Here is a 17305-nt window from a genome sequence, read left to right as displayed (position 1 = left end):
CCCCTGACCGTGGTCGGGCCTGGAAGGCCCGCGACGCTCCACTGTCAACGAATGGACGAGTCCAGTCTAAAGCCTCGGCGCCGGCATGGCTACTTGCCAGTAGCCTGCTGGTAGAGCGGCATCACCTTGGGAATCGCCGCCTGCAGGTTGGCCATGCGGGTGCTCGACGAGGGGTGGGTGCTGAGGAACTCGGGCGGCGCGCCGTTGCCGGCCTTGGCCATCTTCTCCCACAGGCTGAGCGCGGCGTTCGGGTTGTAGCCGGCCCGCGCCGCCAGCTCCAGACCGATGAGGTCGGCCTCGTTCTCGTTGCTACGGCTGTTGGGCAGGGTCATCAGGTATTCCACACCGAGGTTGGCCACCTGCAGGCCGCCCTGGCCGACGCCCAAGGCCGCGCCGATCTGGTTGGCCATCTGCACGCCGTAGGCCTTGGACATCGCCTCGCGGCCGTGCTCGCGCAAGGCGTGGGCGATCTCGTGGCCCATCACCGCGGCCAACTCGTCGTCGGTCAGGTTGAGCTTCTCGATCAGTCCGCTGTAGACGATGATCTTGCCGCCAGGCCCGCAGTTGGCGTTGAGGTCGTCGCTCTTGATCAGGTTGACCTGCCAGTCCCAGCTCGCCGCGTCGGCGCGGAACACCGGCGCCTGGGCGATCAGCCGCTTAGCCACCGCCGCCACCCGCTTGGCGTTGCCGCTGGAGCTGTCCAGCGCGCCCTTGCTCGACGCCTCGCTGAGAGTCTGCTGGTAGGACTGGGCGTACATCTGGTTGACCTGTTCGGTCGACAGCATGCTGAACATGTACTGCTTGCGCTCGACGCCCACGGCGCCGCCGCTGGTGGTGTTGACGGCCTGGCAACCGGCGAGCAGCAGCGCCGCCGCCAGGCCACTCAGGATGAAAACCTTGCTCATCGAGCGTTCTCCTTGAAGCAGGCTCACTATGCTAGGACGCGCCCCGGAGCTGGGCAACCGCAGCGGCATCGCCCCGCGCCCTTTACTGAAAGCGTCACCGACCGAGCCGTTTGCGTCAGGCGCCTAAAGTCTCTCTGCTCCCGACCGTTATTCTCTGGATAGAAGACATTGAGCCGGGAGCTCCCATGAAGTTCAGATCCATCCAGTTTTCCGTCGCTCTCCTCGCCGGCGCGAGCGTGCTGACGGTGGTCGTCGCCCTGGTGCTCTACGCTCTGTTCGCCAGCGCCCGCACCCAGCAGGTGGTGCAGGACAGTACCCGCGGCCTGCTGCAACAGGTGATCGAGCAGCGCCTGGTGGCCCTCGCCGAGGCCCAGGTCGGCCGCCTGCAGCGGCAGTTCGAGGTGCCCATGACCCTGGCCAAGTCGGTGGCCACCCTGAACGCCCGGATGGCCCCGGGCAACGAGACGCTGCAGCTGAGCCGCGAGGAGCTGTCCTCGCTGCTGGTCAGCTACCTGAAGGCCAACCCGGACCTGCTGGACTTCTTCATTGGCTGGGAGCCCAACGCCTTCGACCAGTACGACGCCCTGTACGCCGGACGTGAAGCCGAGGGCTACGACCAGACCGGACGCTTCATGCCCTGGTGGTACCGCGAAGGCAATGCCTTCAAGGTGCTGCCGCTGACCGCCGCGCAGATGGAGAGCGAGAAGCGCCTGCCCACCGGCGTCCGCGAGGGCGAGTACTACCTGTGTCCGAAGCAGAGCCTGCAGCCCTGCGTGGTCGATCCCGCGGCCTACGACTTCGGCGGCAAGCAGGTGCTGGTCTCCTCGTTCAATGCGCCCATCGTGGTGAACGGCCGCTTCCTCGGCTCGGTGGGCAACGACCTGGCCCTGGACTTCATTCAAGAGCTGCTCGAGCAGGTCAACGGCGAGCTCTACGACGGTGCCGGCGAACTGGCGCTGGTGGCAGCCAACGGCACCCTGATCGCCGCCACCCGGGATGCCTCGCTGATCAGCCAACCGGCCTCCCGAGTGCTGCCAGCCGAGCTGCTGGAGACGCTGAGGAACAGCCACGACAACCGCCCGATCCTGCGCAACGACGAGGCGCAGCAGCTGTTCGAACTGCTCTACCCCTTCCAGGTCGCCGGCACCTCCACGCGCTGGGCCCTGGCCATCACCCTGCCCAGCGAGGCGCTGTTCGCCGAGCTGCAGCAGCTGCAGGCAGGCCTGGCCGAGCAAGCGAACCAGGACACCCTCGGCATGACCCTGGTGGGCCTGCTGGTCGCCGGCCTCGGGCTGCTGGTGGTGTGGTTCGTCGGCTACGGCATCGCCCGGCCGCTGCGCCAGATGGTCGGCATGCTCGACGACATCGCCAAGGGCGACGGCGACCTCACCGTGCGCCTGCAGGTGCAACGCAGCGACGAGCTGGGGCAGATTGCCCAAGGCTTCAACGCCTTCCTGACCAAGCTGCAGGCCATGATCGCCGCGGTGGTGAACTCGGTGCAGCAGGTCAGCGACTCCTCCGTGCGCACCGCCGACATCGCCATCCGCACCAATCAGGGCGTGCAGAAACAGCTGGCGGAAATCGAGCTGGTGGCCACAGCCATCCACGAGATGACCGCCACCGCCCAGGACGTGGCGCGCAACGCCAGCCACGCCGCCGAAGCGGCCAGCCACGCCGACCGCGCAGCCAACCAGGGTAAGCAGGTGGTGCAGGAAACCTCCGCGGCGATTCGCGAGCTGGCCGGCGAGATCGACCACGCCGTGGGCGTGGTGCAGGAGCTGGCCCGCGACAGCGAGAACATCAACGCCATCCTGGTGGCGATCCGTGGCATCGCCGAGCAGACCAACCTGCTAGCCCTCAACGCGGCCATCGAGGCGGCCCGTGCCGGCGAGCAGGGTCGCGGCTTCGCGGTGGTCGCCGACGAGGTGCGCAGCCTGGCGCAGAAGACTCAGCAGGCCACCGAGGAGATCCAAAGCATGATCCTGCAGCTGCAGAACGGCACCCGCGAGGTGGTCCGCGTCATGGAGCAGAGCCAGGCCAAGACCGGGGCCAGCGTCGAGCACGCCAGCCAGGCGGCCGGCGCCTTGGAGGCGATCACCGAGGCGGTGTCGGTGATCAACGACATGAACAACCAGATCGCCAGCGCCGCCGAGGAGCAGAGCGCGGTGGCCGAGGACATCAACCGCAACGTCACCAACATCGGCCAGGTGGCCAACGAGGTGGCCGGCGGCGCCGACGAATCCAGCCAGGCCAGTGCCGAGATGACCCGCCTGGCCGAGCAGCAGCGTCGGCTGGTCAACCAGTTCCGGGTCTGATCAGGCCGGAGTCAGGCACTCCGGGGCATCCAGCCTGGGATCGTTGATCAGGGTGGCCAGTGCCCGTTCGCGCAGCGGAGGCTGCGGACGGTCGAGCAGCGCCTGCAGTTCGGCCAGCGGCGTGTCCGCAGCCAGCCAGGCCTCCTGGGCGGCGCAATCAAGGATCAGCGGCCGGCGCTGGCTAGCCGCCGCCCGAGTGACCACGGCGACGCTCAGGTAGCAGCGCTCGCCCACCGGGTAGGCCTCCCAGAGCGCGGCGAAGCACGGCAGGGGGTCCTCGGCGGTCATCCAGTAGGGCCGCTTACGTGCCGCGCCACGCCATTCGTAGAAGCCATTGGCCGGCAGCAGACCGCGACGCAGGCGGAACGCCTCGCGGAACATCGGCTGCTCGGCGAGGGTCTCGGCACGGGCCTGGGCCGGGGTCTTGCTCAGGTCGCTGAGCCAGGCCGGGGTCAGTCCCCAGCGGGCGCGGTCCAGGCGCAGCTCGCCGTCGAGGCGGCGCAGGAGCAGCACCTGGGCACCCGGGGCGATGTTCCAGGCCGGACGCTGGTCCGGGGGAAAGCCCGCCAGCGCGGCGAAGGCCGGCGACCAGCGGAACAGGGCATAGCGTCCACACATGGGCAAGGGAAACCTGTCGGATCGGAAAGCTGCCGGGGCGCTCAGCAGAGCAGCACGCCCGGCCCACCGTCCGGCTCCTCACCGGGCAGCGGCTGGGCAGCATTGTACGCGCTGATCAGCTGACGTGCCCGCTCCGCCTCGCGGTCGTCCACCAGAAGCCCCAGCAGGCCGTGCACCGGCACCTCGCCGATGGCGCCGAGCAGGTGCCGGCCGGCCAGGTACGCCTCGATGCCTTCACTGGCCAACATGCCTAGCAGCATTTCCGCCTCGAGCAGGTCCTGCGGCTCGTAGATGCGCTGCATCAGTCGTTCTCCGTACGCACGTCCAGACACCACTCGTCCCCGTCACGGCACAGGCCGAAGACGATCGGCCGGCAGCACACCGGGCAGTCCTCGATGTACTCCCGATCGCCGGCCGAGAGGTCGAGCAACGCCTCGGCCCACTCGCCACAGTATGGACAGCGGTATTCCCGGGTTTCCAGCATCGCGGCCTCCGTGACGAGTTTGGCGTATACTCGCCGGTCTGTTTTCGACCCCGCCTCCGGGGCCCGCTCCCACCACCGCAACACGACAGAGAAGATGATGGGCGAATTCGACGCCATCCGACCCTATGCTGACGCCGAAGTCCCGGCCGTCCTCGCCCGCCTGGCGCAGGACGAGGAATTTCTCGACACCCTTACCCGCTTCCGCTATCCGCGCCTGAGCAAGCCGTTCTACCGGCTGCTCAAGCCACTTATAGCCCATCGGCTGCGCAGCGAGTTCCGCGGAATCGACTCGGTGGCCAAGCTGCAGGCGCGCATCGAGCCCTACGTCGACCGCACCATCGAGCGCGCCACCGACGGAGTGACCTACTCCGGGGTCGAGCGCCTCAAGCCCGGCAACGCCTACCTGTTCGTCGCCAACCACCGCGACATCGTCATGGACCCGGCGTTCGTCAACTACGCGGTGTACCACGCCGGACTGCCGACCCCGCGCATCGCCATCGGTGACAACCTGCTGCAGCGCCCCTTCGTCAGCGACCTGATGCGCCTGAACAAGAGCTTCATCGTGCATCGCTCGCTGACCAACCGGCGCGACAAGCTGACGGCCTTCCAGCTACTGTCGGCCTACATCAACCACTCGATCCGCCAGGACGGCGAGTCGGTGTGGATCGCCCAGGCCGAAGGCCGCGCCAAGGACGGTGACGACCGCACCGACTCGGCGATCCTCAAGATGTTCCACATGAGCCGCAAGGACGAGCCCTTCTCCGAGGTGATCCGCGACCTGCGCCTGACCCCGGTGTCGATCAGCTACGAGTACGATCCCTGCGACCTGGCCAAGGCCCGCGAGCTATACACCCGAGCCACCACCGGCAGCTACACCAAGGCGCCGGGCGAGGACGACCAGAGCATCGCCCAGGGCATCACCGGCTACAAGGGCCGGGTCCACGTCAGCTTCGGCGAGCCCATCGAGAACCCGGCGGAGGACGCCAAGCAGCTGGCCCTGGAGCTCGACCGGCAGATCCTCGGCAGCTACCGGCTGTTCCCGGTCAACTACCTGGCCTATGCCGAGTGGGAGGAGCGCGATCCGGCGCTCGCGGTACCGGAGGTCAGCGCGCTGTTCTCCGCCGAGGAACTGGCCCGCGCGCGTCAGGAATGGCAGCGCCGCCTGGCGGCCTGCCCGGCCGAGCAGCGGCCGTTCCTGGTGCTGCAGTACGCCAACCCGGTGCGCAACCAGTACCGCCTGAAGGCCGGCCTGGAGCTGTAAAAGGCAGGACGAAACGCAAAACGGCGACCCCAGGGTCGCCGTTTTTCATTCCGCTGGCGGCTCAGAGCCGGGTGCTCAGCCAGGACACCACCAGCGCCAGGCCGAGGCAGGCCGCGCCGAAGCGCACGAAGAAGCGGTTGATGCGCAGGGTGCGCTCGTCGAGCAGCAGGCCCTCCTCATCATCCAGCGCTTCCTCCAGCTCGATCGGGGCGCTCAGCCGCGCCGCGCGGCGCTCGCGCAGGCGAGTGGCGACCAGCAGCCAGCTACCGGCAAGAGCAAAGAACAGGGCCAGACCATTGACCACCTGGGCGGGATGAGCCTGGAACAGGCTCCACAACGCATGCAGCGACATCATCGGACTCCGCGCGAGGTAAGACGGCGGAGACCGCGCTACCACACTGCCAGAACGAAGAAAGGGAAAGGATTATGGCCACGCAGTCTACCGCAAGGGCGGCGCCGCCGCGGCGCTTTCCGACGAACGCCGGCGGACGGTAACCGGCCTGTCAGAAAGCCCGGGCATGCTGGACGGCAGTCATTCGGGAGAACCGCCATGCTGCATGCCCACGACCTGAACCCGCTGTACCGGGTGTTCCACGACGAGGAGCAGATCGCCCTGGTCGAGGCCCTGGCGATCAACATCCAGGACCGTGCCTGGCTGGTCTACTGCACCCTCAGCGACCAGCCCCACCCGTACCTGCCAGAGGCCGATCCGCGCACCGGGCGCTCGCTGCTGCCGTTCGCCCCGGACGCTGGCTGAGCCGCCGGGCTCAGTCGCGGAAGTTGGTGAACTGCAGCGGCAGGCCGAAGCTCTTGCCGCGCAGGCTGGCGATGGTTTCCTGCAGGTCGTCGCGCTTCTTGCCGGTGACGCGCACCTGCTCGCCCTGGATGGCGGCCTGGACCTTGAGCTTGGTGTCCTTGATGTGGGCGACGATCTTCTTCGCCAGCTCCTTGTCGATCCCCTCGCGGAAGTTCACTTCCTGCTTGACCACCTTGCCGGAGGCATAGGGATCCTTGATCTCCATGCACTGGATGTCGACCTTGCGCTTGATCAGGCAGGACCGCAGGATGTCGAGCATCTGATCGAGCATGAAGTCCGCTTCGGCGGTCAGGGTGACGCTCTTTTCCTTGCTCTCGAGGCTGCACTTGCCACGCAGGTCGAAGCGCCGCTCCAGCTCCTTGGCGGCGTTGTCCAGGGCGTTGGTGAGTTCGTGCTTGTCCAGTTCGGACACCACGTCGAACGAAGGCATGGTGATTCTCCAGATAGACGGCGCGACCGGCGTCACGGCCGGAAGCACCGAGGCTTGACGGTGAAAATGGCCGATCATTATATAGCCGCAAAACTCCCGATCGGCCCCGATTCAGGCTTTTCGCCATGGCGGCCGGCACATCGCCCCTTTCGACGAGCCTGCCCATGCCCAATCCCCATCTCAGCATCCTGGTCGTGGACGACGCCAAGTTCTCCAGCGCCATGATCGGCCGCGCCCTCGCCCAGGCCGGTTACCAAGACGTGCGCTTCGCCAACAGCGCCGAGGAAGCGCTCCAGCAGCTGGAGCAGCGCCCCGCCAGCGTGCTGCTGGCCGACTGGCTGATGCCGGAGATCGACGGCCTGGAGCTGACCACCCGGGTGCGCCAGCTCGACGAGACGGCCGATCACTACACCTACGTGATCCTGCTCACCGGCAAGGAGGGCGAGAACGTGCTGGCCGAAGCCTTCGATCGTGGCGTCGACGACTTCATCAGCAAGGCGCAGATGAACGAACAGCTGCTGCCCCGGGTGTACGCCGCCGACCGCCTGTGTGGCACCCTGCAGCGCCTGATGCAGGAGAACCTGCTGCTGGCCCGCAACATCGCCAGCCTGGAGGAGCGCAACCTGGTCGACACCCTGACCGGCCTGGGCAACCCCCGTTACCTGCTGCAGAAGCTCGGCGACAGCCTGCGTCAGATCGAGTCGCGCGGAGGTGCTGGCTGCTACCTGCTGATCGGTCTGCAGAACGCTCCGCAGCTGCGCCAGCGCCACGGCGCCGGCTTCCACCACGAACTGCTCAGCGGCGTGGCGCGCCGCCTCAAGCAGCTGATCCGCCCGCTGGATACCCTGGTGCGCCTGGATGACGACCACTTCGCCCTGGTCACCCTGCTCAGCGACCTCCAGGAATGCTCGCCGAGCAGCTTCCGGCGCCTGTACGAAGGCCTCAACGTCAAGGCCTTCAAGACCAGCGAGGGCTTCGTCAACCTGCAGGCCGGCATCGCCATGGTCGGCTTCGACGCCGGGGCCCTGCCGCTCAGCGCGGAAGACGTGATGGGCATGGCCACCGGGCTGCTCGACGAGGCCTACGCCAGCGGACGGGTGGCAGCCTTGCGCCTGCCCCAGCGCGCATGACCTGGCACATCCTCGGCGCCGGCAGCCTCGGCGGGCTGTGGGCCGCGCGCCTGGCCCGCGCCGGCCTGCCGGTGCGCCTGATCCTCCGCGACCGCGCGCGCCTCGCCAGCTACCGACGCCTCGGCGGCCTGACCCTTGTCGAGCCCGGGCAGACCAGCCTCTACCCGATCGCCGCGCAGACCCCGGAGGAGACCGAGCCGATCCGCCGCCTGCTGGTAGCCTGCAAGGCCTACGACGCCGAGGAGGCGGTGGCCCGGGTGGCCGCGCGCCTGGTGCCCGGCGCCGAGCTGATCCTCCTGCAGAACGGCCTGGGCAGTCAGGACGCGGTGGCCGCGCGCCTGCCGCGGGCGCGCTGCATCCTCGCCAGCAGCACCGAGGGGGCCTACCGCGACCAGCAGTTCCGCGTGGTGTTCGCCGGCCAGGGCTTCACCTGGCTGGGCGATCCGCGCGAGCCCGGCGCGCCGACCTGGCTCGCCGAGCTGGACGCCGCCGGCATTCCCCAGCAGTGGACCACGGACATCCTCGCCCGACTATGGCGCAAGCTGGCTCTCAACTGCGCGATCAACCCCCTCACCGTGCTGCATGCCTGCCGCAACGGCGAACTGGCCGGACATGCCGAAGAAGTCGCCGGGATCTGCGCCGAGCTGGTGGAACTCCTGCGCGCCTGCGGCCAGGCAAGCGCTGCGCAGGGCCTACACGAAGAGGTCATGGGAGTGATCCAAGCCACCGCCGCCAACTACTCCTCCATGTACCAGGACGTCGCCCACGGCCGGCGCACCGAGATCGCCTACCTGCTCGGCCATGCGCTGGCCCAGGCCGGTCGCCACGACCTGCAGCTGCCGCGCCTGGAAGCGCTGCATCAGCGCCTGGTGGCCCATCTGGTCCGGCTCGGATTGCCCACCGGCTAGCCGCGCGCTAACCTGCCGGACACGCCCGTCAGCCACGATTCCCGTTCATGTCCCTGCGCCAGCGCCTCGAAAACCTGCCGGTCGGGCAGAAGCTGCTGACCGCCGTGCTGGTCCTGCTAGCCACCGTGCTCCTGGTGGCCAACCTCAGTTTCATCAGCGCCGCCTACTGGATATCCCAGGAGAACATGGCGCCGCAGGCGCTACACACCCTCGGCAGGCTGATCGCCAGCCCGTCGCTGAGCAGCACCGCCCTGAGCTCGCCGGACGAAGCGCGCGACCTGCTGCAGCGCCTGGAGGGCTACACCCCGCTGCGCGCCGCGGCCCTCTACGACAGCCAGGGCGCGCTACTCGCCGAGCTCCAGCAGGGCGAGGACCTGCACCTGCCGCAGCGCGTCGAAGACGTGGCCAGCTGGCGGATCGGCGAGTTCCGTGCCAACCAACTGATCGAGCTGCCCCGCGACGGCCATCAGCCGGGTCACCTGCTGCTGGTCGCCTCCAGCGAACTGCCCGGCGCCTTCTACACCGGCACCCTGACCGCCAGCGGAGTGATCCTCGCCCTCAGCGTGCTGCTCTGGCTGGTGGTAGCGCAGCAGATCAAGCGCCTGGTGACCCAGCCGATCCTCCAGCTGGAAGCCCTGTCGCGCCAGGTCACCCGCGACGAGGACTACTCGCTGCGTGCCGCACGTGGCAACCGTGACGAGATCGGCAACCTGGCCGACGCCTTCAACACCATGCTGAGCCGCATGCAGGCCCGCGAGCAGCAGCTCAAGCGTGCCCGCGACGAAGCCCAGGCGGCCTTCGACCAGGCCCGCACCCTGGCCGAGGAGACCCGTCACTCCAACCGCCAGCTGGAGCTGGAGGTGCAGGTGCGCAGCAAGATCGAGAAGAAGCTCACCGGCTTCCAGAACTATCTGAACAGCATCATCGACTCCATGCCCTCGGCGCTGATCGCGCTGGACCAGGAGCTCTACGTCACCCAGTGGAACCAGGAGGCCACCGCCCTCTCCGGCACCGCCCCGGAGGACGCCATCAACCAGCCGGTGTTCCTCGCCTTTCCCTCGCTGAAGTTCTACCTCACCCAGCTGCGGCGCACCGCCGAGCGACACACCGTCGAGAAGATCGAGCGAGTCACCTGGATCAAGGACGGCGAGCCGCGCCACTACGCGCTGACCTTCTACCCGCTGGTCGGCGGCAGCCTGCAGGGAGTGGTGATCCGCATCGACGACATCAGCCAGCGGCTGTCCCTCGAGGAGATGATGGTGCAGTCGGAGAAGATGCTCTCGGTGGGCGGCCTGGCCGCCGGCATGGCCCACGAGATCAACAACCCGCTGGGCGCCATCCTGCACAACGTGCAGAACATCCGCCGCCGCCTGTCCCCCGAGCTGGCCAGGAACCGCGAGCAGGCGCAAACCGCCGGCATCGACCTGGACGCGGTCAACCGCTACCTGGAAAGCCGCGAGGTGCCGCAGCTGCTCGACGGCATCCAGCAGGCCGGCTCGCGGGCGGCGAAGATCGTCAGCCACATGCTCAGCTTCAGCCGGCGCAGCGACCGCCAGTTGGCGCCCTGCGACCTGCCCGCGCTGATCGACCAGGCCGTGGAGATCGCCGGCAACGACTTCGACCTGACCGAGGGCTTCGACTTCAAGGGCCTGACCATCGTCCGCGACTTCGACCCGCGCCTCGGCGCGGTGCCGGCCACCGCCAACGAGCTGGAACAGGTGCTGCTCAACCTGCTGAAGAACGCCGCCCAGGCCATCCACCAGCGTGACGACGAGCAGCCCGGGCGCATCATCCTGCGCACCCGGCTGAGCCCGCCGTGGGCGGAGATCCAGGTGGAGGACAACGGCGTCGGCATGCCCGAGCAGGTGCGCAAGCGCATCTTCGAGCCGTTCTTCACCACCAAGGAGATCGGCCAGGGCACCGGGCTGGGCCTGTCGGTGTCCTACTTCATCATCACCAACAACCACAAGGGGCAGATGGAGGTGCAGTCGCAGCTCGGCCAGGGCACCTGCTTCACCTTGCGCCTGCCCCTGCACAACGAGACCACGAGCCGCTAAAGATGGGCTATCGACTGAGCAAGATCTACACGAAAACCGGCGATCGCGGGGAAACCGGCCTCGGCGACGGCCGTCGGGTGCCCAAGGACCATCCACGGGTGGAGGCCATCGGCGAGGTGGACCTGCTGAACAGCCAGCTCGGCCTGCTGCTCGCCCAGCTCGCCGAAGCCCGGGCGCAATGGCCAGGTCTCAGCGAGCTGATCGAAGTGCTCGAGCCCTGCCAGCACCGTCTGTTCGACCTCGGCGGCGAGCTGGCGATGCCCGCCTACCAGGCCCTGAACGAAACCGAGGTGCAGCGTCTGGAAGCGGCCATCGACCGCTGGAACGCCGAGGTCGGCCCGCTGGAGAACTTCATCCTGCCCGGCGGTTCGGCGTTGGTCGCCCAGGCCCACGTGTGCCGCAGCCAGGCACGCAGCGCGGAACGCCGCTGCCAGGCGCTGAATGCCGTGGAACCGCTCGGCGCGGTGCCCCTCGCCTACCTCAACCGACTCTCCGACCTGCTGTTCGTCGCCGCCCGGCTGATCGCCCGCCGCACGCGGGTCGCCGAGGTGCTCTGGCAGGCAGCGCCCAAGCCCGACGCCGGGCGCTGACTCAGGTCGGCCAGAAGGCGCGAATCCCGGCCACCCCCTGGGCGCCGATGCGCCCAGCGCGCTCGGCATCCTCCGGCCCCACCCCACCGAGCAGGAACACCGGCTGATTGAAGCCGGCGATCAGCTCGCGCGCGGCGTCCCAGCCCAGCGGCACGGCCTCGGGGTGGGTGGCGGTAGGCTGCACCGGCGACAGGGTCACGAAGTCCACGCCCATCTGCGCCGCCAGGGCCAGCTCCTCGGCGTTGTGGCAGGAGGCGGCCAGCCAGCGCTCCCGGGGGAACGGCCGGCCGTTCGGCGCGTACTGGCGCAGCTGCTCGGCAGTCAGATGCCAGCCGGCGGCGGGGAAGTCGCCCAGCCACTCCAGCGGGCCCTTGAGCATCACCTGCGCCTTGCCGGCGCAGAGCCCCACGGCGTCCACCGCCAGATCCCGGTATTCCGGACTGAACAGGTTGGGCGCACGCAGCTGGACCAGGCGGATGCCGGCGGCCAGAGCGGCCTTGAGGCCCTTGAGAAGAGCCGCCGGCTCCAGGTTGTCGGGAGTGATCAGGTACTGGCGGGGCAATTGCGCGGCCCGCACGATCGGCCGGTTGGCGGCGGGGAACTCGTAGTTGCCCAGCTCGCGCGGAGTCACCCAGGCCAGCGGCTGGCCCTCGGCGCCATGCGCCTCGCCGGAGAACGCGGTGACCTCCCAGACGTCCAGCAGCACGCGCTTGTCCGGGTAGTCGTGGCTGACCTGGATCAGCGGCCGGGCCTGCTCGACGCGGATGCCCAGCTCTTCCTCCAGCTCGCGGGCCAGGGCCGCCTCCACGGGCTCGCCCTCCTCCACCTTGCCACCGGGGAACTCCCAGAGTCCGCCCTGGTGCTTGTCCTCGGGACGACGGGCCAACAGGATGCGGCCGGCGGCATCGTAGATCACCGCCGCCGCCACATGGATTCGTTTCACGCTTCGCTTTCCTCCAGAGCGTCCTGCAGCCAGCGCTGGAACGCCGGCCACTGGTAGATGGTATCGACATAGGCCGCTGCCACCGGCGGCAGGTCGATGCGGTAACAGCGCAGGCGGCTGGCCACCGGCGCGTAGAAGGCGTCCGCCAGGCTGGCATGGCCGAACAGGAACGGACCATCCTGGCCGAAGTTGGCCCGGCACTCGGTCCACAGCGTGCAGATGCGCTGGATGTCGGTCTTCGCCTCGTCGGGCACCCGCTTGAGCGGCGCGTCATGCTGCAGGTCCATCGGCAGGTGGGTGCGCAGGGCGGCGAAGCCGCTGTGCATCTCCGCGCAGATCGAGCGCGCCACCGCCCGGGCGTATTCGCCGCGCGGCCATAGGTGGGCCTCCGGGAAGGACTCGGCGAGGTACTCGGCGATCGCCAGGGAATCCCAGATCCGCCCTTCCTCGGTGAGCAGCACCGGCACCTTGCCGCTCGGCGAGCACTCCAGGATGCGCTGATGGGTGTCCGGCTGACCGAGGCGAATTAGCCGCTCGCGGTACGGCACCTCGGCCAGCGCCATGGCCAGGGCGGCGCGCAGCGACCAGGACGAATAGCGTTTGTCACCAATCAGCAGCTCCATCGCAGGCTCCTCGCATCGACGGCTGTCGCCTTGGCGGGCCGCGGAGGGCACGCCGCCGGAAGGCGGCGCGCGCCGCGGCTACGGCTCAGCGCTGGGCTGGCAGCCGGGGTTCAGGTCCGGTATTCGGCGTTGATCTTCACATAATCATGGGACAGATCGGTGGTCCAGATCGTTTCGCTGCAGCTGCCGCGGCCCAACTCGATGCGGATGGTGATCTCCGCCTCGGCCATCACCCGGGCGCCCTGCTCCTCGGTGTAGCTGGGCGCTCGGCCGCCCTTGCTGGCGATGCACACGTCGCCAAGGAACACGTCGATCTTGCTGACGTCCAGCTGGGGCACGCCGGCATAGCCCACGGCGCAGAGGATGCGCCCCCAGTTGGGGTCGGAGGCGTACAGGGCAGTCTTGATCAGCGGCGAATGGGCCACCGCATAGGCCACGTCCAGGCACTCCTGATGGGTGGCACCGCCGTTGACCTGCACGGTGACGAACTTGGTGGCGCCTTCGCCGTCGCGAACGATGGCCTGGGCCAGCTCCATGGCCACCTCCAGCACCGCCTGCTTGAGGGCGCTGAACAGCGCGCCGCTGGCCTGGGTGATTTCCGGCAGGCCGCACTGGCCGGTGGCGATCAGCACGCAGCTGTCGTTGGTGGAGGTGTCGCCGTCGATGGTGATGCGGTTGAAGGACTTGTTCGCCGCGTCGCGCAGCAGGTCCTGGAGCACGCCCTGGGCGACCCTGGCGTCGGTGGCGATGTAGCCGAGCATGGTGGCCATGTTCGGCTTGATCATCCCGGCGCCCTTGCTGATGCCGGTGACGGTGACGGTCACGCCCTCGTGGACGAACTGCCGGCTGGCGCCCTTGGGCTGGGTATCGGTGGTCATGATGCCTTCGGCGGCCAAGGCCCAGTTATCGGCCTTGAGGTCGGCCAGGGCGGCCGGCAGCGCGGCCTCGATCTTCTCTACCGGCAGCGGCTCGCCGATCACCCCGGTGGAGAACGGCATCACCGCACTGGCGTCCACCCCGGCCAGCTCGGCCAGCCTGGCGCAGACCCGCTCGGCGTTGGCCAGGCCCTGGGCACCGGTTCCAGCGTTGGCGTTGCCGGTGTTGGTCACCAGGTAGCGTACCGGCCCGAGAAAGCGCTGCTTACAGAGGATCACCGGGGCGGCGCAGAAGGCGTTACGGGTGAACACGCCGGCCACCGTGGAACCCTCGGCACAACGCATCACCACCACGTCCTTGCGGCCCGGTCGCTTGATGCCGGCCGAGGCGATGCCGAGCTCGAAACCGGGAACCGGGTGCAGGGTGGGCAGGGGACCAAGACCGACAGCCATGAAGAGTGCTCCTCGTAGAACAGTGTGATCGACGGCCGCGCCTGCGGCCGGTGAAACCTAGGCAAAAACGCCGCGAGCGGCAGAGCCGGTCGCGGCGCGGGTAAGTTGCCCGGCAGAGCTTAGTTGATCTGCCCGTGGCAGTGTTTGTACTTCTTGCCCGAACCGCAGGGGCAGGGCTCGTTGCGGCCGATCTTCGGCTCGCTGCGTACCGGGGTCTGGGCCACGGCAACGTCGCCGCCCGCCTCGGCCGCGGCCGCCTCTTCGGGCTGGGCCAGAGCGGACACCTCGGCGTGCTGGAACTGCATGCGCTTGGCCAGCTCCTCGGCCTCGCGGCGCAGGCGCGCCTCCTCCTCGGCGGGATCCTCGCGGCGTACCTGAACGTGGGAGAGCACGCGGATGGTGTCGCGCTTGATGGAATCCAGCAGGTCCTGGAACAGGCTGAAGGACTCGCGCTTGTACTCCTGCTTGGGGTTCTTCTGCGCGTAACCGCGCAGGTGGATGCCGTGGCGCAGGTGATCCATGGTGGACAGGTGGTCCTTCCACAGGTCGTCCAGCACGCGCAGCAGGATCTGCTTCTCGAAGGCACGCAGCGCCTCGGCGCCGGCGAGCTCCTCCTTCTCGCGGTAGGCGGCCACCAGTTGCTCGAGGATGCGCGCGTGCAACGGTTCCTCGTGCAGGTGGTCGTCCTCGTCCAACCACTGCTGGATCGGCAGCTTGAGACCGAAGTCGCTGGCCAGCGCGGCCTCCAGGCCGGGGATGTCCCACTGCTCGGGCAGCGACTGCGGTGGAATGTACTGATGGAAGGTGTTGGCCAGCACTTCCTCGCGGAACTCGGCGATGGTTTCGGCGACGTCCTCGGCGGCCAGCAGCTGGTTGCGCATGTGGTAGATCACCTTGCGCTGCTCGTTGGCCACGTCGTCGTATTCGAGCAGCTGCTTGCGGATGTCGAAGTTGCGGCCTTCGACCTTGCGCTGCGCCTTCTCGATGGCGTTGGTGACCATGCGGTGCTCGATGGCCTCGCCCGGCTGCATGCCGAGGGCCTTCATGAAGTTCTTCACCCGGTCGGAGGCGAAGATGCGCATCAGGCTGTCTTCCAGCGACAGGTAGAAGCGGCTGGAGCCCGGGTCGCCCTGACGACCGGCACGGCCGCGCAACTGGTTGTCGATGCGCCGCGACTCGTGGCGCTCGGAGGCAATCACGTGCAGGCCGCCGGCCTCGATCACCTGCTGGTGGCGCTTCTGCCAGTCGGCCTTGATCTGCGCGATCTGCTCCTCGCTGGGGTTCTCCAGGGCGGCCACCTCGGCCTCCCAGTTGCCGCCAAGGAGGATGTCGGTCCCGCGGCCGGCCATGTTGGTGGCGATGGTCACCGCCCCCGGCCGTCCGGCCTGGGCGATGATCTCGGCTTCCTTGTCATGGTATTTGGCGTTGAGCACCTTGTGCTCGATGCCTTCCTTCTGCAGCAGTTGGGAAACGTACTCGGAGGTTTCGATGGACGCGGTACCGACCAGCACCGGGCGACCACTGCCCTGGCACTGCTTGATATCGGCGATGATCGCCTGGTACTTCTCCTCCTGGGTCAGGTAGACCAGGTCGTTGTAGTCCTTGCGGGCGACCGGCCGGTGGGTGGGGATCACCACCACGTCGAGGCCGTAGATCTGGCGGAACTCGAAGGCCTCGGTGTCGGCGGTGCCGGTCATCCCGGAGAGCTTCTTGTACAGGCGGAAGTAGTTCTGGAAGGTGGTCGAGGCCAGAGTCTGGCTCTCGGCCTGGATCTGCACGCCCTCCTTGGCCTCAATGGCCTGGTGCAGGCCCTCGGAAAGGCGGCGACCGGGCATGGTGCGGCCGGTGTGCTCGTCGATCAGGATCACCTGGCCGTTCTGCACGATGTACTCGACGTTGCGGTGGAACAGGGTGTGGGCGCGCAAGGCCGCGTAGACGTGCGTCAGCAGGCTGAGGTTGTGCGCCGAGTAGAGGCTCTCGCCCTCGGCCAGCAGGCCGTTCTGGGAGAGCAGTTCCTCGACGAACTGGTGGCCGGCCTCGGTGAGCTCCACCTGGCGGGTCTTCTCGTCGATGGTGTAGTGGCCCTCCTGGGTCACCTGGCCCTCGACTTCCTCGATGTGCTGCTTGAGGCGCGGGATCAGGCGGTTCATCTCGATGTACAGGCGCGAGCTGTCCTCGGCCTGGCCGGAGATGATCAGCGGGGTGCGTGCCTCGTCGATGAGGATGGAGTCCACCTCGTCGATCACCGCGAAGTTCAGCTCGCGCTGGAACTTGTCGCTCAGGCTGAACGCCATGTTGTCGCGCAGGTAGTCGAAACCGAACTCGTTGTTGGTGCCGTAGGTGATGTCCGCGGCATAGGCGGCGCGCTTCTCCTCCGGCGGCTGGAAGGGGCTGACGATGCCCACGGAGAGGCCGAGGAACTCGTACAGCGGGCGCATCCAGTTGGCGTCGCGGCGGGCCAGGTAGTCGTTGACGGTGACCACGTGCACGCCCTTGCCTTCCAGGGCGTTGAGGTAGACGGCCAGGGTCGCCACCAGGGTCTTGCCCTCGCCGGTACGCATCTCGGCGATCTTGCCCTCGTGCAGGGTCATGCCGCCGATCAGCTGGACGTCGAAGTGGCGCATGCCCATCACCCGCTTGCCGGCTTCACGGCACACGGCGAAGGCTTCGGGAAGGATCTGGTCGAGCGTTTCGCCTTTGCCGAGGCGCGCCTTGAACTCCGCGGTCTTGGCCCGCAGCTGTTCGTCGGACAGGGCGACCATCTGCTCTTCGAGCGCATTTATGGTCTGGACGACCTTGAGCATGCGTTTGATCTCACGCTCGTTCTTGCTTCCAAAGAGTTTCTTCAACAAAGGCGCAAACATATCGGCAGGGTCTTCCACACTATGGATGGAGG

Annotated in this window: 17 protein-coding genes; 7 read left to right on the top strand and 10 right to left on the bottom strand. The window is 68.0% G+C overall.

Going from position 1 to position 17305, the window contains the following annotated elements:
- Positions 1 to 89 precede the first annotated feature (89 nt).
- Positions 90 to 905, bottom strand: coding sequence for a M48 family metallopeptidase (locus H165_RS0102085; protein WP_017937245.1), 816 nt, complete (start codon positions 903 to 905; stop codon positions 90 to 92).
- 185 nt (positions 906 to 1090) lie between these two features.
- Here H165_RS0102085 and H165_RS20315 point away from each other — a divergent pair, with 185 nt between their 5' ends.
- Positions 1091 to 3220, top strand: coding sequence for a methyl-accepting chemotaxis protein (locus H165_RS20315; RefSeq protein ID WP_017937244.1), 2130 nt, complete (start codon positions 1091 to 1093; stop codon positions 3218 to 3220).
- Here the strand turns inward: H165_RS20315 and H165_RS0102075 are convergent, their stop codons facing one another.
- Genes H165_RS0102075 through H165_RS0102065 form a run of 3 tightly spaced genes read right to left on the bottom strand, consistent with a single transcriptional unit; the run spans position 3221 to position 4322 of the window.
- Positions 3221 to 3838, bottom strand: a complete 618-nt coding sequence (locus H165_RS0102075) for an SOS response-associated peptidase (protein ID WP_017937243.1) — start codon at positions 3836 to 3838, stop codon at positions 3221 to 3223.
- Positions 3839 to 3879: 41 nt separating this feature from the next.
- The gene (locus H165_RS0102070; protein WP_017937242.1) at positions 3880 to 4140 is read right to left on the bottom strand and encodes a putative signal transducing protein; all 261 of its coding nucleotides are present in this window, start codon (positions 4138 to 4140) and stop codon (positions 3880 to 3882) included.
- Positions 4140 to 4322, bottom strand: a complete 183-nt coding sequence (locus H165_RS0102065) for a CPXCG motif-containing cysteine-rich protein (protein WP_026146288.1) — start codon at positions 4320 to 4322, stop codon at positions 4140 to 4142. Before H165_RS0102065 ends, H165_RS0102070 begins: the two co-directional genes overlap by 1 nt.
- Before the next feature lie 97 nt (positions 4323 to 4419).
- Here H165_RS0102065 and H165_RS0102060 point away from each other — a divergent pair, with 97 nt between their 5' ends.
- Positions 4420 to 5583 carry a 1-acyl-sn-glycerol-3-phosphate acyltransferase gene (locus H165_RS0102060; protein WP_017937240.1) on the top strand — a complete coding sequence of 388 codons (1164 nt, stop codon included), beginning with the start codon at positions 4420 to 4422 and terminating at the stop codon, positions 5581 to 5583.
- Positions 5584 to 5644: 61 nt separating this feature from the next.
- Here H165_RS0102060 and H165_RS0102055 read toward each other — a convergent pair whose 3' ends face one another.
- Positions 5645 to 5935 carry a hypothetical protein gene (locus H165_RS0102055; RefSeq protein WP_026146287.1) on the bottom strand — a complete coding sequence of 97 codons (291 nt, stop codon included), beginning with the start codon at positions 5933 to 5935 and terminating at the stop codon, positions 5645 to 5647.
- A 198-nt stretch (positions 5936 to 6133) separates the two neighbouring features.
- On the opposite strand from H165_RS0102055, the gene H165_RS0102050 reads away from it, so the two are divergent.
- Positions 6134 to 6340: a hypothetical protein gene (locus tag H165_RS0102050; protein WP_017937238.1), complete on the top strand. Its 207-nt coding sequence runs from the start codon at positions 6134 to 6136 to the stop codon at positions 6338 to 6340.
- Positions 6341 to 6350: 10 nt separating this feature from the next.
- Here H165_RS0102050 and H165_RS0102045 read toward each other — a convergent pair whose 3' ends face one another.
- Positions 6351 to 6830 carry a YajQ family cyclic di-GMP-binding protein gene (locus tag H165_RS0102045; protein ID WP_017937237.1) on the bottom strand — a complete coding sequence of 160 codons (480 nt, stop codon included), beginning with the start codon at positions 6828 to 6830 and terminating at the stop codon, positions 6351 to 6353.
- A 125-nt stretch (positions 6831 to 6955) separates the two neighbouring features.
- On the opposite strand from H165_RS0102045, the gene H165_RS0102040 reads away from it, so the two are divergent.
- Genes H165_RS0102040 through H165_RS0102025 form a run of 4 tightly spaced genes read left to right on the top strand, consistent with a single transcriptional unit; the run spans position 6956 to position 11515 of the window.
- A complete protein-coding gene (locus tag H165_RS0102040; protein ID WP_408002790.1) occupies positions 6956 to 7960 on the top strand; it encodes a GGDEF domain-containing response regulator in 1005 nt (334 codons plus the stop codon).
- Positions 7957 to 8868, top strand: a complete 912-nt coding sequence (locus H165_RS0102035) for a putative 2-dehydropantoate 2-reductase (protein WP_017937235.1) — start codon at positions 7957 to 7959, stop codon at positions 8866 to 8868. Before H165_RS0102040 ends, H165_RS0102035 begins: the two co-directional genes overlap by 4 nt.
- Positions 8869 to 8915: 47 nt before the next feature.
- The gene (locus H165_RS0102030; RefSeq protein ID WP_017937234.1) at positions 8916 to 10925 is read left to right on the top strand and encodes a sensor histidine kinase; all 2010 of its coding nucleotides are present in this window, start codon (positions 8916 to 8918) and stop codon (positions 10923 to 10925) included.
- Between the two features lie 2 nt (positions 10926 to 10927).
- Positions 10928 to 11515, top strand: a complete 588-nt coding sequence (locus H165_RS0102025) for a cob(I)yrinic acid a,c-diamide adenosyltransferase (RefSeq protein WP_017937233.1) — start codon at positions 10928 to 10930, stop codon at positions 11513 to 11515.
- Between the two features lies 1 nt (position 11516).
- On the opposite strand, the gene H165_RS0102020 is transcribed toward H165_RS0102025, so the two are convergent.
- The 4 genes from H165_RS0102020 to secA all read right to left on the bottom strand — a co-directional run bounded on the left by H165_RS0102020 (position 11517) and on the right by secA (position 17273).
- On the bottom strand, positions 11517 to 12458 hold the full coding sequence (locus H165_RS0102020; RefSeq protein ID WP_026146286.1) for a Nudix family hydrolase: 942 nt from the start codon (positions 12456 to 12458) through the stop codon (positions 11517 to 11519).
- A complete protein-coding gene (locus H165_RS0102015) occupies positions 12455 to 13081 on the bottom strand; it encodes a glutathione S-transferase family protein (protein ID WP_017937231.1) in 627 nt (208 codons plus the stop codon). The genes H165_RS0102020 and H165_RS0102015 overlap by 4 nt, the downstream gene beginning before the upstream one ends.
- Positions 13082 to 13191: 110 nt before the next feature.
- Complete coding sequence (argJ, locus tag H165_RS0102010; RefSeq protein WP_017937230.1) at positions 13192 to 14409, bottom strand: bifunctional glutamate N-acetyltransferase/amino-acid acetyltransferase ArgJ; 1218 nt, start codon at positions 14407 to 14409, stop codon at positions 13192 to 13194.
- Between the two features lie 119 nt (positions 14410 to 14528).
- The gene (secA, locus tag H165_RS0102005; protein WP_026146285.1) at positions 14529 to 17273 is read right to left on the bottom strand and encodes a preprotein translocase subunit SecA; all 2745 of its coding nucleotides are present in this window, start codon (positions 17271 to 17273) and stop codon (positions 14529 to 14531) included.
- Between the last annotated feature and the right edge of the window lie 32 nt (positions 17274 to 17305).

The sequence above is a fragment of the Pseudomonas thermotolerans DSM 14292 genome (assembly GCF_000364625.1).
GTDB classification, from domain to species: Bacteria; Pseudomonadota; Gammaproteobacteria; order Pseudomonadales; family Pseudomonadaceae; genus Aquipseudomonas; species Aquipseudomonas thermotolerans.
The sequence above is the reverse complement of the archived record's forward strand: the minus strand, read 5'-3'. Positions and strand labels throughout refer to the sequence as shown.

What these genes read in the sequence shown, in the direction of transcription:
- H165_RS0102085 (WP_017937245.1), bottom strand. Translation starts at nt 905, where the DNA reads ATGAGCAAGGTTTTCATCCTGAGTGGCCTGGCGGCGGCGCTGCTGCTC.
- H165_RS20315 (WP_017937244.1), top strand. Translation starts at nt 1,091, where the DNA reads ATGAAGTTCAGATCCATCCAGTTTTCCGTCGCTCTCCTCGCCGGCGCG.
- H165_RS0102075 (WP_017937243.1), bottom strand. Translation starts at nt 3,838, where the DNA reads ATGTGTGGACGCTATGCCCTGTTCCGCTGGTCGCCGGCCTTCGCCGCG.
- H165_RS0102070 (WP_017937242.1), bottom strand. Translation starts at nt 4,140, where the DNA reads ATGCAGCGCATCTACGAGCCGCAGGACCTGCTCGAGGCGGAAATGCTG.
- H165_RS0102065 (WP_026146288.1), bottom strand. Translation starts at nt 4,322, where the DNA reads ATGCTGGAAACCCGGGAATACCGCTGTCCATACTGTGGCGAGTGGGCC.
- H165_RS0102060 (WP_017937240.1), top strand. Translation starts at nt 4,420, where the DNA reads ATGGGCGAATTCGACGCCATCCGACCCTATGCTGACGCCGAAGTCCCG.
- H165_RS0102055 (WP_026146287.1), bottom strand. Translation starts at nt 5,935, where the DNA reads ATGTCGCTGCATGCGTTGTGGAGCCTGTTCCAGGCTCATCCCGCCCAG.
- H165_RS0102050 (WP_017937238.1), top strand. Translation starts at nt 6,134, where the DNA reads ATGCTGCATGCCCACGACCTGAACCCGCTGTACCGGGTGTTCCACGAC.
- H165_RS0102045 (WP_017937237.1), bottom strand. Translation starts at nt 6,830, where the DNA reads ATGCCTTCGTTCGACGTGGTGTCCGAACTGGACAAGCACGAACTCACC.
- H165_RS0102040 (WP_408002790.1), top strand. Translation starts at nt 6,956, where the DNA reads ATGGCGGCCGGCACATCGCCCCTTTCGACGAGCCTGCCCATGCCCAAT.
- H165_RS0102035 (WP_017937235.1), top strand. Translation starts at nt 7,957, where the DNA reads ATGACCTGGCACATCCTCGGCGCCGGCAGCCTCGGCGGGCTGTGGGCC.
- H165_RS0102030 (WP_017937234.1), top strand. Translation starts at nt 8,916, where the DNA reads ATGTCCCTGCGCCAGCGCCTCGAAAACCTGCCGGTCGGGCAGAAGCTG.
- H165_RS0102025 (WP_017937233.1), top strand. Translation starts at nt 10,928, where the DNA reads ATGGGCTATCGACTGAGCAAGATCTACACGAAAACCGGCGATCGCGGG.
- H165_RS0102015 (WP_017937231.1), bottom strand. Translation starts at nt 13,081, where the DNA reads ATGGAGCTGCTGATTGGTGACAAACGCTATTCGTCCTGGTCGCTGCGC.
- argJ (WP_017937230.1), bottom strand. Translation starts at nt 14,409, where the DNA reads ATGGCTGTCGGTCTTGGTCCCCTGCCCACCCTGCACCCGGTTCCCGGT.
- secA (WP_026146285.1), bottom strand. Translation starts at nt 17,273, where the DNA reads ATGTTTGCGCCTTTGTTGAAGAAACTCTTTGGAAGCAAGAACGAGCGT.